9 protein-coding genes are annotated in these 13,635 nt (G+C 72.9%); 3 read left to right on the forward strand and 6 right to left on the reverse strand.

Annotated features, from left to right (window positions below; all coding sequences use genetic code 11):
* Window positions 1–103 precede the first annotated feature (103 nt).
* The 4 genes from AB0P06_RS18040 to AB0P06_RS18055 form a co-directional block, all read right to left on the reverse strand.
* Window positions 104–2,893, reverse strand: coding sequence for an SdrD B-like domain-containing protein (locus tag AB0P06_RS18040; protein ID WP_363608328.1), 2,790 nt, complete (start codon window positions 2,891–2,893; stop codon window positions 104–106).
* Between the two features lie 205 nt (window positions 2,894–3,098).
* Complete coding sequence (locus tag AB0P06_RS18045) at window positions 3,099–3,830, reverse strand: PIG-L deacetylase family protein (RefSeq protein ID WP_363608329.1); 732 nt, start codon at window positions 3,828–3,830, stop codon at window positions 3,099–3,101.
* 472 nt (window positions 3,831–4,302) lie between these two features.
* Window positions 4,303–4,614: a hypothetical protein gene (locus tag AB0P06_RS18050; RefSeq protein WP_363608331.1), complete on the reverse strand. Its 312-nt coding sequence runs from the start codon at window positions 4,612–4,614 to the stop codon at window positions 4,303–4,305.
* Window positions 4,542–4,961 (reverse strand): hypothetical protein, encoded by a 420-nt coding sequence (locus tag AB0P06_RS18055; RefSeq protein WP_363608333.1) that lies wholly within the window; start codon window positions 4,959–4,961, stop codon window positions 4,542–4,544. The genes AB0P06_RS18050 and AB0P06_RS18055 overlap by 73 nt, the downstream gene beginning before the upstream one ends.
* Before the next feature lie 542 nt (window positions 4,962–5,503).
* On the opposite strand from AB0P06_RS18055, the gene AB0P06_RS18060 reads away from it, so the two are divergent.
* Window positions 5,504–6,496 carry a tetratricopeptide repeat protein gene (locus AB0P06_RS18060; RefSeq protein WP_363608335.1) on the forward strand — a complete coding sequence of 331 codons (993 nt, stop codon included), beginning with the start codon at window positions 5,504–5,506 and terminating at the stop codon, window positions 6,494–6,496.
* 294 nt (window positions 6,497–6,790) lie between these two features.
* Here the strand turns inward: AB0P06_RS18060 and AB0P06_RS18065 are convergent, their stop codons facing one another.
* Window positions 6,791–7,264 carry a GNAT family N-acetyltransferase gene (locus tag AB0P06_RS18065; RefSeq protein WP_363608337.1) on the reverse strand — a complete coding sequence of 158 codons (474 nt, stop codon included), beginning with the start codon at window positions 7,262–7,264 and terminating at the stop codon, window positions 6,791–6,793.
* Between the two features lie 75 nt (window positions 7,265–7,339).
* The gene (locus AB0P06_RS18070; protein ID WP_363608339.1) at window positions 7,340–11,353 is read right to left on the reverse strand and encodes an ATP-binding protein; all 4,014 of its coding nucleotides are present in this window, start codon (window positions 11,351–11,353) and stop codon (window positions 7,340–7,342) included.
* Window positions 11,354–11,575: 222 nt separating this feature from the next.
* Between AB0P06_RS18070 and AB0P06_RS18075 the strand changes: the two genes are divergently transcribed.
* Window positions 11,576–11,842 carry a hypothetical protein gene (locus AB0P06_RS18075; RefSeq protein WP_363608341.1) on the forward strand — a complete coding sequence of 89 codons (267 nt, stop codon included), beginning with the start codon at window positions 11,576–11,578 and terminating at the stop codon, window positions 11,840–11,842.
* Window positions 11,843–11,965: 123 nt separating this feature from the next.
* Window positions 11,966–13,603, forward strand: coding sequence for an NAD(P)/FAD-dependent oxidoreductase (locus AB0P06_RS18080; RefSeq protein ID WP_363608343.1), 1,638 nt, complete (start codon window positions 11,966–11,968; stop codon window positions 13,601–13,603).
* The last annotated feature ends 32 nt before the right edge of the window (window positions 13,604–13,635 follow it).

Raw genomic sequence — 13,635 nt, forward strand, 5'->3', positions numbered from 1 at the left:
GCCCCCCGGGGGGGCGGGGTCCGCCCCCCCCGCGCCCCCCCCCCCGCCCGATCCACTCCTGCCGGCAGCCGGCGCACCGGGCGCCGGCCACCGAGCCCGGATGCTACCGGTGCTGGGCCCTGCGCCTGCGGACCAGCACGAGCAGCGCCCCGCCGAGAGCCGTCAACATCGCGGCGGCCAGGGCCATCGGCATGAGCTGGCCCGTGCCGGTGCTCGCCAGGGGCGAGCCGGGCACGGCGCCCGGTGCGGCAGGCACGTTCGGCGGGTTCGGCGCGGCCGGTGCGCTGGGCGTGTCCGGCGTCGGCGGCGCCGGTGTGGGTGTCGGCGTTGCCGACGGGGTGGGTGTGGGGGTGGCCAGCAGCCGGTTGACCGCGGTCGTGGAGAGTCCGGCGTCGAGGTTCCCGGCGTTCAGCACCAGCGGGCCGAGGACCGGTTCGTCCGGAGCGGCGTAGCCCTCGGGCGGGCTGACCTCCTGCCAGTAGTACGTTCCCGGTACGACCATGAACTGGCAGATGCCGTCGGCCCCGGTCGTGCAGGGCTCACCGACCGGCGTGTCGGGCTTCGTCCCGGTGGTCTGCAAGCCGTCGGTGCCGTTCGTCTCCTTCCACAGCGCGAATTTCGCTCCGGACAGCGGTTTGCCGTCCTGGTCGTTCTTGACCAGGCGCAGCGCACCTTCCTGCTGACGGAACCCGAAGTCGAAGGTGTGGTCGTTCTCGCCCGGTCCGCCGGTGGTCAGCGCCCGTTCCGGGAACTTCCCGCCGGCCGGGACGATGCCCTTGGAGTCGACGAAGTGGTTGTCGCCGACGTCCGCGTCGGTGGGCACCCACTGGTACAGCGGGCCGTCCTTGGCGTAGTCGGCCGGGTTGTCGAGCCGGATGGTGTACTTCGTCTTCGGCTTCAGACCGCCGGGCACGTTCGAGTCGTCGAAGTAGTACTCACCGCGCGGTGTTGTCTTCGTCGTGCCGACGAGTTTCCCCGACTCGTCGTAGAGGTTGACGGTGGCACCGGGGACCGGGCGCTGGCCCGGGCTCTGGACGCCCTTGCGCTCGGGGTCGTACCAGACCCGGTTGCCGATCTGCAACGGTGCCTGGTCGCAGAGCACCTCCAGGTCGCCCATCGAGGCGCCCTTCCCGAAGGCGGCGTTGCCCGGGTTCAGGCGCAGGCCGGAACCGCGCTCCCGCGTTCCGTCGCGCTTGGTGAACATCGTGCCGGCGCCGTACGCCGTGTCATTGGGGTCCACACCGGAGGTCGCGATGTAGTCCTCCACCTTCGACAGCGCCAGGCCGGCGTAGGCCGAGTTCGCGTGGATACCCCCCATGCTGGACACGTTGAAGAACCTGGTGCCGCGCGGCGTCAGCCCGCAGCCGGTGTTCGTGTCCATCACGTACACGCCGCCGGCCAGGCACGCCTTGTTCAGGTCGCCGCCGGCCACGATCACCCGGTAGGTCGAGGTGTCCCCGGGCCGCGCATACGCCGTCGACTGGTCGGCGAACCGGTCGCGGAACGCCAGCAGCATGGAGCCGTCGGTCTCGAAGGCGATATCGGCCAGCTCCGGCTCGGGGTTGGACATGGACCCGCCGCACGCCTGGCCGTTCTGCTGGGTGGGGTACGTGTCCGTCCAGGGGAACCAGCCCGACCCGGAACAGGGACCGGCCCCACCGAGCGTGGACAGGCGCGGGTAGTCCAGGGGCTGCTCCAGCACCGCCTTGCCGAAGGTCCCCGTCGCCGGGTCGAAGGGCAGGACCACCGCGCGCAGATCCGAGACCTTCCCGGTCGACTCGCCCGAACAGACACCGCCGACGTAGCCGACGCCGTCCTGCAGGCCCAGGCCGAACGGACGCCAGTCACCCGGCGCGGGACAGCCCGGGTCCGGGATGGCGTGGACGGACTCGGGAGCCGCCGCGGTCGGCAGGGTGGCGTTGTAGTGGTACAGCTTGCGGTTGTTGAGGTTGACGACGAAGAGGTCGCGGCCGTCCTCGGAGATCTCCAGGTCGCCCAGGCTCTCCTTGCCCGTCGCGGAGAGGAAGGCGTCGTCGGCGGTGCCGGCGCCGTGCGCCGACGCTCCGGAGTCCGGGACGGTGGTGAACAGCGACGTGGTCTTGTTCGTCATGTCGGTGACGTAGATCGCGCCGGCGCCGCCGGGGCCGTACGTCGTGTCCCGCTTGGCCAGCGCCGAGCTGAACAGCCGCTTCCCGGGCTTGCTCCACCCGATTCCGTAGAGGGTGCCGGTCTCGGCGTTCGTGGCCAGGTCGGTCGTGTCCGTGTTGAGTCCGCGCGCGTTGTACGGGAACGTCACCAGCGTTCGCTGGGACTGCGGTTCATTGCTCGCGGGCTGGCACGCCGTGACCAGCGGCGCGTTCTTCTGGCAGTAGTCGCCGGGGCTCCACAGCCCCGTGGTGTACGCCACGTGCTTGCCGCCGCCGAGGTCGACGAACTCCTCGTTGCTGCTCAGCTGGTTCGGCGCGCCGTCCAGGCCCTGCCGCGACGCGAACGCCGGGAACAGCACGCCCGGCTTCGGGTTCACGACCTGGACCCGGTACTTGCCGCTGGCCGTCCGGGCCGTACCGGGTGCCAGGGTGAGCGTGCCGTCGGCGGCCGTCACCCCGGTGATCCCGACGCCGTCGTCGTTGGTGAGTGTCACCGTGACGCCGCCGATGCCCGGTTCCAGGGCCGGGCTCCACACGCCGGTCGCGTCCACGGCCCGCACCACCCGGACCGTCACCGATCCGTCGTCCGCCTGCGGATACGCCGCCGGTGCGACCGCCAGTGAGCAACTGGCGATTCCCACGGCGAGGGCCGCGGAGCGGGCTATGGTGCGGCGGCCGGGCAGACCCGACCACCGCCGGCCCGGTCCGTGCGCGGCGCCGTTCGTCTGTTCACTTCTAGGTGTCATTCCTGCTCTCATCGTGGAGAAGGGGCTGGTGCCCCGACCTCGTGAAGGAGTCCATAGAGCGGCGGTGATCCGCCTTCTTAACGGAAGTTTAAAGAGGGTGTAAGCAAGCATGTGACAGAATGGCAATTTTGACGTCAGGTCAATTCGCTTCGGTGCCCGGCCCCGGCCTTCCGCGAGCGAGCCGCCCGGGCCGGGGATCCCGTGGTCAGGTCGACAGGCGGATGAAGTGCTCGGTCGCGAGGATTCGGTGCCTGACGTCGTCGGGCAGGCGGGACAGGACGCCGGGAAGAGGACGCTCGCCGTCGACCTGGCTCCGGTGTGCCGTGATCGCGGCCCACTTCTGCCCCATCCAGGGGCGGACGTCGCGTGTCACGTCGGCCAGGGCGTCCGGGACGCTGAGCACGGACTTGCCGACCCGCGTCAGCAGGGGGCCGAGGTCCGCGACCGCCGAGTGGGGATGGGTGGCCATGTGCACGGAGCCGGGCCGCCAGGGCGCCCCGGCACCCGGGTAGAGGTGTTCGAGCCCTGCGGCGGCCGCGGCCAGCAGGGTGGCGCGGTGGGTCTGCCGGTGGTCCGGATGGCCTGTCAGCTGCCCGTAGGCGTCGTGGGTGAGCACGATCTCGGGCCTCACCTCGCGGATGTGGCGCACGATGTCCTCCACCACGCGATCGAGAGGTGCCTCGCACAGCCGCGGCCGCCCGGGGGCGGAGTCCGGGGCACGGTGGTCGGCGTAGCCGAGCATCCGCGGCTCGCCCGCGCCCAGGATCCGGAGGGCCTCGGCGAGTTCGGCGGCGCGGTGGGTGCCCGGCGCCCAGGTGACGGTGACGACCGCTGTCCGTGCTCCGGAAGCGGCGTGCTGGGCGAGCACCCCGCCGACGAGGAGCGACTCGTCGTCCGGGTGCCCGACCACGGCGAGCAGCGAGGGCAGTGGCGGCATGCGAATCTCCATCATCGGTGCGCCGGGAACGGTCGGCGGAGCGGCAAGGGGGGCTTCACCGGCTGCTGCTGCCCTGGTCGTGGTGGGATGGTTCACGCGGTTGGTCCGGTGCGGTGTCGGTGCTGTGGTGGTGCCGGTCGGATGTGGGGTCCGCGCCTCGATGAGCACTGGGCCCTGTGGGGACGCGCGATTCCACGCCCGATGGGCACTCGTTCTGTCGGTGTTGCGTGAGCAATCGGCGCGCTCCAAGCGTCGGCGTGGTAACCGTGTGTAGGGACAGCGCTGGGGGCGCATCGTCATCATGTGAACGCACGCCCGGCGATTCATCCAAGTCGCTTTCAGGCGTTCCTGGACGACGTTCCGTCAGTCCTGGCCGGTCGAGTCCTGGTCGAACGCTTCCCAGGGGGTTCACTCGAAAGAGTGAACCCCCTGGGGTTCGCGGTCGGCGCCGGATGCTGAGGGGTGCCCGGGGTCAGATCCAGGTGTAGTTCTGGTCCGTGATCGGCTCCAGTTCGAACCTGTGCACCGGGGCGGTGGGGCTGTCGAGTTCGGCGATCTGCTTGCCGATCGGCGGGAAGAGCGGCAGGCCGTCCACCTTGCGGTAGTCGTGCCACTCGATGGTGCCGACCTCGTGGCTGCCGTCGGGGAGTTCGTCGAACTCCTGGGTGGCGAGCTGGGCACGGACCTCGGGGGTGACGTGGATCCGGTAGATCAGGTGGAACTTGCGGGGCGGCGGGGCAGGTACACGGCCACGTCGAACGTGGCGAACACCCTGCTGGCCCACAGCGCGAGCGTGGCCGTGAGGTAGGGGCCGCCCGCCAGGCCGAAGGCGATGGTTCGGTCCGCGTAGCCGTCCTGGATGATCACGGCGTCGGCAGGCCGGGGCGGGTCGACGCGGACCAGGAGCCCGTCGAGCGCGTACCCTCCGACCAGGAACGCAGCCGTGATGGCACTGCTCTCGGCCTGCCGGACCAAGGGGAGCCGCTTGAGCAGCGGCTCGACGGGGTGGTGCTCGGCGAGCATCCCGCGATGCCGCACCGCGGTGACTTCCCGGGCTTCGAGGGTCTTGATCAGAGTGGTGACCAGGGTGGTCTTGCCCGACATGTCCAGTCCGTCGACGAGGATGCGCACGGCGTGCCTCCTGAACCTCGATGGGGTAGGGCTCGGGCCGCCGCACGGGCCGGTCGAGCCCGTGCGCGTGGGCGGTTCGGGGAGGGGAATGAACGTCCTCGCCGACCGCGAGCGGCTGACTCTCAGTCAACGGCCGTGCACGCAGCAGCAGAAGCTGCCAGGGTGTAGGCCAGTCGTCGGCCAGTTGTCGGCCACTGTCGGCCGGGGAGAGGGGTGCCGTGTCAGCGGATACCGCACCGATCGGGACGCTGATCAGAGATGCCAGGAAGAAGAAGGGCTGGTCGCAGCCCCGGCTCGGCCGGGAACTCGGTAAGGCCGAGGGCAAGGGGGCCGCTGGTCCGGGGCGTGATCAGGTGTCGCGGTGGGAACTCGGTGGACGTGTCCCGAAGTACTGGCTGCCGTACCTGATCGAGGTTCTGGACCTGCGGCCACCAGATCCGGGCGGCAGTTCGCCAACCGGTCCGGAAGATCCGGTGTCGGGCGATACCGTGGATTCCGTCATCGAGCTGAGCCGGAGGGACGTGGTGGATCGCCGGGGATTCGTGGCCGCCTCCAGTGCGTACGCGCTAGCGGCCCTGGGGCTGCCCGATCCGGAGAGCCTTCTCCGCCGTGTCCGCCTGAAGGCCGGAGGGAAAGTCCAGGTCGGCCGGGGCGAAGTCGCGGCCGTCCGCCAGATGACCAAGTCCCTCGGCGACGCGGCGGCCGAACTCGGCGGCGGACACGCCCGCCACCTCGCCGTCCGCTACCTCCACGAGGACGTCTCCAAGTGGCTGGACGGCACGTGGACCGAAGCCGTCGGCCGCGAATTGTTCGCCGTGACCGCCCAACTCGTCCACCTGGCCGGCTGGATGGCCCAGGACGAGGGCAACCAGGACGCCGCCCAGCAGTACTACGCGCACTCCTTCCGGCTGGCCTCCGAGGCCGGCGACGCCGAACTCGCCGCCACCGCCCTGCGTGGCCTGGCAGTCCAGGCCATCGACCTCGGCTTCCGCGCGACCGCCGTGCGGATGGCCGAGGACTGCGTCAACCAGGCCAAGAACCTGGACGACCCCCGCGCGGTGGCGTACTACCAGGCCACCTTGGCCAACGCCGCAGCCCTGGACGGCGACCGGCCGACCGCCACCCGATCCCTCACCACCTCGCAGACGTCCATCGAACGCGCCACCGGCGCCCCCGGCGACTCGTGGGCCTCGCACTACAGCATCGGCCGGTGGGCCCACGAGGCCGGCATGATCCTGGCTCAGCTCGGTGACTTCACGAGCGCACAGGACCACCTGCACCACGCGCTCGACATCCACGGCCTCGACCGTCGGCGCACCCGCGCCATCGTCCTGGCCGACCTCGGCACCGTCCGGCTCCGCCAGGACGACGTGGACGGCGCCCTCGCCTCCTGGAACGACTTCCTCGACTGCGCGGACGGCATCCGCTCCATCAAGGTGCGGGACGCCATCCACGACATGCGAGCCCGCCTGTACCGGCTGCGTGACGTCCCCGGCGTCGAGGAACTGGACGAACGAGCGTCAGCCCTCGAATAGAGAAGACACACGGCAGAGGACCTGACCGAGCGGTACGGGCCACTCGCAGGCAGCGGAAGTGCAGACGAAGGGGGTCACTGACTTCCTTGCCCTACAGATATCCAGCCGTTGCGACAACCGATGGTAGGCCGAGGTTCACACCGCTGGGTAGGGCCGCCAAGGGCAGTGTGCTCGTGGTGCTGAACGGGTCGGTCTTCGAAGAACGTGGCCGCGTCTCCTGGCGGGGCGGTGAAGTACGGCACCGTCTCGACCTCGGATCCGCACTCCTCGCAGACCCGGGTCCCGACTGTCTGGTCAGCGCACCCACCCGTCAGGGCCGGGACGCAGCGTCATGTAGCCGTCCACGGGCCCGAAGCCGAGGTCGCGGTAGAGCGGGGCGCCGGCCTCGGTGGCGCGCAGCTCGATCGAGCCGCAGCCGGCGTCCTGGAGCGCCTCGACCAGGGCGGTGGTGACGGCGCGGGCGTGGCCGCGCCGCCGGTGCGCGGGGTCCGTGGCCACCGTGTGGATCCGGCCCCAGCGGCCGGTGGGAAAGGCCGGGCCGAGGTAGCCGCGGTAGATGATGCCGATGGCGCACGCCGCGAGCCCGCCGTCGGTGGGGACGACGTAGGCGAGCAGGTTCGGGTCGCTGCCGAGGCGGGCGCGCATGTCGTCACGGAAGGTCGAGCGCCACTCGTCGGTGGGCTGGGCGCCGTCCAGGACGGCGACGCGCAGGCGCAGCAGTTCGTCGGCGTCCTCGGGCCGGGCCGGACGGGCGGTGGTGGCGGTCATCGACTGGTCTCCTTCGCACGGGGGTCGGGGTCGGTGGTGAGGAGGAGGCGGATCCGGCGGGCAGGACGGCGGCGCTCAGGAGCACGCCGGCTCCGCTTCCCCCTGCGGCCACGCGTCGCGGTCGCGGCGGTGGTCGAACTCCTCGGCCTCGGCGGCCAGGACGTCGAAGTGGGGGAGCGGGGCCCAGAGGCTTCGTTCGCCGATGACGTAGAGGCGGCGCTTGGCGCGGCTGGCGGCGACGTTGAGCAGGTGCGGGGTGCCGGCGGCCCACGCGCGGGCGCCGGGCCGGCCTCCGCCGAGTACGAGGATGACCACGTCGGCCTCCTTGCCCTGGGCCTTGTGGACGGTGGCGCAGCGTTCGTCGAGGAGATCAGGGGACCAGCCGGTGCGCTCGCGGCAGATCTTCCTGCACTCGTCGACGAGGGCGCGGAACGGGGCGATGATGCGCAGGCGTTCGAGGTCGACGCCGTGCTGGTGGAGGCGGTCGAGGACGAAGGTGAAGGCGCGGCGGTCGCGTTCGCCCCAGGGAGCGTCGGGTGGGCGGTTGGGGTCGTCGGTGTTGAGCCAGCGGCTGGGCAGCAGGCCGTCGCGGGCGGTGTCGGGGAAGGGCCTGGGGTGGGTGCCGTAGACCATGAGGCCGCCGTACGCGACCTCGTTGCTGACGGTGAACATCGGTTCTTCGCAGCGGCGGTGGACACGCAGGGGCGAGCCGACCCAGACGTACTCGTCGTCACCGCCGGGGGAGGGCAGGTAGGTGCCGTAGCGGTTGACACGGTCGGCGACGGCTTGCGCGGAGGTGGCGGAGGGCAGCCACTCCTCGTCCACTCCGTAGGCGCGCAGCAGGCGGCGCTGGAGGCTGGTGGGCATGGTGACGACGGGTTCGAGCTGGAGAGGGTCGCCGACCAGGACGGCGCGGCGGGCCCGCCACAGGGCGCCGACGGCGGCCTGCGGGGTGGCCTGGCCGGCCTCGTCGACGAGGACCCAGCCGACCGAGCCCTGTCCGAGGCGGGCGAACATGCTGCCGATGGAGGAGAAGGTGGTGGAGACCACCGGCACGAGGAGGAAGAGGGTCTGCCAGGCGTGCTGGACCTCCTCGTCGGGGACGGGGCCGTTGGTGCCGGCCATCAGCTCCATCAGGACCTGGAGGTTGCCGCGGACCTTCTTGGCGGTGCCCGCGACGAGGGCGCGGTGCAGGTCGAGGGCGCGCAGGAACAGGTCGCTGCGGGCGGTGGACCAGGCCTCGTCGGACCAGGGTGAGCCGAGTTCCTGGTCGCGCTCGTCGAGGTGGAGCCAGCCGAGCGGCAGGGCGGGCAGCGTGCTGGCGGCCTCCCGCAACTGGTGGTGGAGGGCGTCGAGTTCGGCGACGGCGGAGTCGAGGTCGCGTCGGGCGGTGGCCGTCGCGTGCCGGGCGCGCCGGAGTGCGTCGTCGGCCGCGTCCTCCTCGGCGCGGGCCGCGTCCTCGCGGGCCTGGGCGGCGGCGACGGCGGAGGCGGCCTCGGCCACCGCGCCGCCGCTGCGGGCGTGGAGGTCGGCGGCCAGGGCCTCGGTGCGTACGGCGGCGGCGACCTGCGCCATGGCGCTGTCCAGGTCGGTGCGCTGCTGGACGAGCAGGTGCAGGATCTCGGCCTGGGTGCGGTCGCGGTGCTGTTCGGCGGCCTGCCGGTCGGCGGAGGTCTGCAGCAGGCGGCGCAGTCCGCCGCGCACGCCCCGTTCGGTGGTCGGGGGCGCCTCGTGACGGGCGGTCAGCGCGTCCACGTACTGCCGGTGGTGTGCGGCCAGTTCGCGGGCGGCCGACAGGTCCGCGCGGGCGGTGGCCAGCTGCCGGCGGGCCTGGGGAACGCCTTCGCCGGCCAGCCGGTGTGCCGTCTCGGCTGCCCGGGTGGCGGCCTGGGCGGTGGCGGTCGCCGCGGTGGCGGTGTCGAGGCGGGCCGCGGCGGCGACCGCCCGCTCGTCGGCGCGGTGGATGTCGGCTCGCAGTGTCTCGATCCGCTGTCCGGCCCGCGGTGACTCGACGCCCTCCAACCTGGCGGCCAGTCGGCGGCGTTGCTCGCGCAGGCGCTCGACCTCGGCCTGCGCGGCGCGGAAGTCGGCGACGGCCTGCGTCCAGGACGGCACCGGCCGGGCCGGACCGGCCGGTGGGGCGGTGCTCGGGCCGGCGGAGCCCTCGGCCCGGCCGCGGGCCGGGGCCGGGGTGCGGGGCGGGATCCAGTCACTCAGGAGGGCCTGCATGCCGCGCAGCGCGGGGAGCCCCGCGGCGGTGCGGGCGTCGGCCTCCTTCTCGGGCAGCCGCCCCCACCAGAAGCGCTCCCCGAACTCCCTGCGGTTGGCCTTGTTGCCGAGTACGGCCGCGACGAGCCCCCACGCGGGCGCGCCCCCGAGGAGCGCGGAGGCGAGGTCGGCAAAGTGGTCCGGGTCGTCGTGCCAGTGTTCGTCGAGCGCGTCGAGGCCGGGGAGTTCGGCGGTGATGTTCTCCACCGCGCCGTTGTTGGACGAGGTGACCACGATCTCGAAGCCGGTCAGCCGCGGGTCGAGCCCGGAGACGAAGCGCGCGTGAGCGCCCTGGCGGTCCTTGCCCTGCCACGGGCGGCCGGTGAACGCCTGTGCGGGCCGGTCGAAGTCGGCCATCGCCGCGGCCCGTTCGACCACGAGTGCGGCGACCAGATCGCGCAGCATCGTCGTCTTGCCCGTTCCCGGCGGGCCGTTGACCGAGAACAGCCCGCCGTCGGTGCCCGCCCGGTCGGCCAGCATGCGGTCGACCGCGAACTGCTGGCTCAGCGCGAGGGGGAACCGCGCCGGTGCCGGCCACCGGCCGGCCGGCACCAGGTCCGGAGCGACACCGGCCAGGACGACCTCGCGGTCCTGCCGGACATCCGTCCTCGCGCCGGTGTCGATGGCGCCGTGCTCGGTCAGGTAGGCGTCCAGGGCCGGGCCGAGGCCCTCGCCGGCGGCCGCGCGCACCCGGGCGAGGTCCGGCGGAAGCAGGCTGTTGAGGAACGGCTGGGCGGCGGTGACCTTGGTCCTCGGATCGCGCGGGCGGTGAACCAGCAGGCTGCGCACCCGGACGACCCTCGGCCGCAGGTGCTCCTGGACACCGCACAGGTCGGCGATCTGCGCGGTCAGGGCCACCAGGTCGGCGAACGCGACCGGGCGCGGACCGGCATCGGCCTCGCGGCCGGGCACCGCAGCCACGTCCGCCGGGTCGGTGGGCGATGCCTCGGAGGCGGCGTCCGGGCCGCTGTCGGCTTCGGCCGCGCGGCCCTCCTCCACGGTGCCGCGAGCGGAGTGGCGGGCCGCAGCCCAGTCGGCGGCGCGACGTACCAGGGGCTCCGTCGCGCCCTGCAACGCGACGCCGGCGATCTCGCCGAACAGCGCGCCGACCGCGGCCACCGCGGCGCCGCCCAGAATTTCGGCGAGCAGCTGCTGCCAGCCGCGAGCACCGGCCACGGGTTCCGGTGCCGCCGTCCCATCGGGCCGCCGGACCGCTTCCCGGACCGTGGATCCGGGCGATCGGGGGGAAGTGGCGTACGGGACCGCGGCAGCGGTCAGCTCGCCGACCGCCACGGCGAACGCCTCGCTCAGTTCCTCGAAGCCGTCCAGCCACCCGGGAACGGACGGGCCCGGGTCGAACAGCCGCCCCGCCGCCCAGCCGCACGCGGAGACCACGGACGTGTCCTCGATCGGGCGCCCCTGGTCGTCCAGGACGAGCGCGAACATCGCGCTCTGACCGGACAGCACCAGCTCCTCCTGCGGCACCCCCGGATCCGGGTCGGTGCCCTCGGGCAGCACCGCGATCATCGCCTGGCGCAACAGCTCCAGGTCGAAGACCCCGCCGTACACCTCGTGGCGCCACACCTTCCCGTACGGCGCCCGGTCCGCGGCCGTCACCGGATGGTCCGGCGCCCACGGCAGCGGCGGCAGCGCCTGGCCCGCCGTCGGCGTCAGATCCACGACGTGCTTGTCCGCGGTGCCGGCCCGGCCCGCGCGGCGCCGGCTCGCCGCCGGGATGGTCGGCGGGCTGAACAGCTCGACGGCCCGCCAGCATTCCAGCAGAGCCTCCTGGCGCCGGCCCTCCCCATGTGCGGTCCGCACCCACTGCCCCCGTGTCGAACGCGCGGCGCACGGCCGCTTTCTGTGCTGATCAGCTGTCCGCAGAATCTACCCGACCAGGGACGGGTGAGCGGAGTGGGTTGCACGGGTGCCTGGCGGGGCGCGGTGCGCACACGGCAGGGCCGGGACTGCGCCCGATCGGTGGATCAGCCCTCGCCCGCTGTCGGGTGGCGAGCCCGCGGCGGGGCGGCGAGCATCGAGACCATGGCCGACCGCGACATCCCCTTGAGTCACGACGCGTTCTACCTGGACGCCACGGCCCGTATGTTCGGGTGGAACGTCACGCGGGAGGCGGACGAGAGTCTGATGATGTCGCTGTTCGAGCGGACGGTGCGGGTGGTCTTCTGGCACGACGGCGGGTTCCGGTACGCGTGGGCCACAGGCCCGGGCAGCGAGGCCATGGAACTGGCACTGCCGGAGGTGCTCGACGTGCTGGAGGAGTACGGCAGCGCGACGCCGCCGGCGCCGTAATGGAGGAGGAGGCCTGATCGGCAGCGTGTGTCACCGGGCGTTGCCCCGGATCCTCCGGCGGGCCGCGCCGCACTGGCGCGGGTAGCGTCTTGTCCTGGGGAGCCCGGCAGCGCGAGGAGACTCATGTCCGATGCCATCGTGATCGGCGCGGGCCCCAACGGGCTGGTGGCCGCCAACGTCCTGGCGGACGCCGGCTGGCAGGTCGATGTCCTGGAAGGCCAGGCGGAGCCCGGCGGGGCGGTCCGTAGCGACCGGGGCGTCCACCCCGGCTATGTCCACGACGTGTTCAGCTCCTTCTATCCGCTCGCCATGGCCTCGCCCGCCATCGGAGGACTGGACCTGGAGAAGCACGGTCTGCGCTGGAGCCACGCACCCACCGTCCTGGCCCACCCCCTGCCCGACGGGCGCTGCGCCACGCTGCACCGGGGCGCCGCCGCGACCTGCGCAGGCCTGGAGAGCACGTTCGGCGGGGCGGACGCCGGGGCGTGGCAGCGGCTCTCGCAGCTGTGGGACGAGCTGGACCCCCACCTCCTGCGGACGCTCTTCACTCCTTTTCCGCCGGTCAAGGCCGGTGCGGCGACGGCGGCCCGGATACGGGCGGCGGGCGGTCTGCGGGCGTTGCGCTTCCTGACCCTGCCGGTGCGCCGCCTGGCGCAGGAGGAGTTCACCCAACCGGGTGCCGGTCTGCTGCTCGCCGGGTGCGCGCTGCACGCCGACATGCTGCCCGAGGGCGTCGGCAGCGCGGCCTTCGGCTGGCTGATGGCGATGCTCGGACAGCAGGTCGGCTGGCCCGTCCCGGTGGGCGGCGCCTCCGCCCTGACGGGCGCGCTGGTGCGCCGCCTGGAGTCCCTGGGCGGCAGGGTGCACTGCGGGGCCCCGGTCGTGGAGGTGATCGTGCGCGGCGGCCGCGCGCTGGGAGTGCGTACCGTCGACGGCCGGGCGTACCGGGCCCATCGCGCGGTCCTCGCGGACGTGCCCGCCCCCGCCCTCTACGGTTCACTCGTGGGGTGGGAGCACCTGCCGCCCCGGACGGCGGAGGACCTGCGCCGCTTCCAGTGGGATTTCTCCACCCTCAAGGTCGACTGGGCTCTGGACGGCGCGATCCCCTGGGCCGCACCAGCGGCGGCGGACGCGGGAACCGTGCACCTGGGCGCCGACCTGGACGAGCTCAGCGACTACGCCCTGCAGCTGACCACCGGGCGGCTCCCGCGCCGCCCGTTCGCCCTCCTGGGGCAGATGACCACCGCTGACCCCGCCCGCTCCCCGGCCGGAACCGAATCGGCCTGGGCCTACACCCACGTCCCGCAGAAGATCAAGGACGATCTGGGCCCCGACGCCATCACCGGACGCTGGGACACCCGCGAGGCACACGCCATGGCGGAGCGCGTCGAGGACCAGGTGGAACGCTTCGCGCCGGGCTTCAAGGACAGGATCGTCGCCCGGCGCATCCTCACCCCGCCGATCCTGCAGTCCCTCAATCCCAGCCTGGTCGGCGGTGCCATCAACGGCGGCACCACCGCCCTGCACCAGCAACTCGTCTTCCGCCCCGTGCCGGGCACCGGCCGGCCCGAGACACCCGTCACCGGGCTCTACCTGGCTTCCTCCTCCGCGCACCCGGGCGGCGGCGTCCACGGCGCTTGCGGAGCCAACGCCGCCCGCGCGGCCCTGCGCTCGCACCGGCTTCTGGCCGGCCGCATCCTCTCACCCGGCCTGGCCGCCACCCAACGGCTGCTGTCGGGCCCACGCGAGAAACACATCTGACGATCACCGCACCGGCCCCGCCGGGCAGCAGA

The organism is Kitasatospora sp. NPDC088351, from assembly GCF_040685575.1.
GTDB lineage: Bacteria > Actinomycetota > Actinomycetes > Streptomycetales > Streptomycetaceae > Kitasatospora.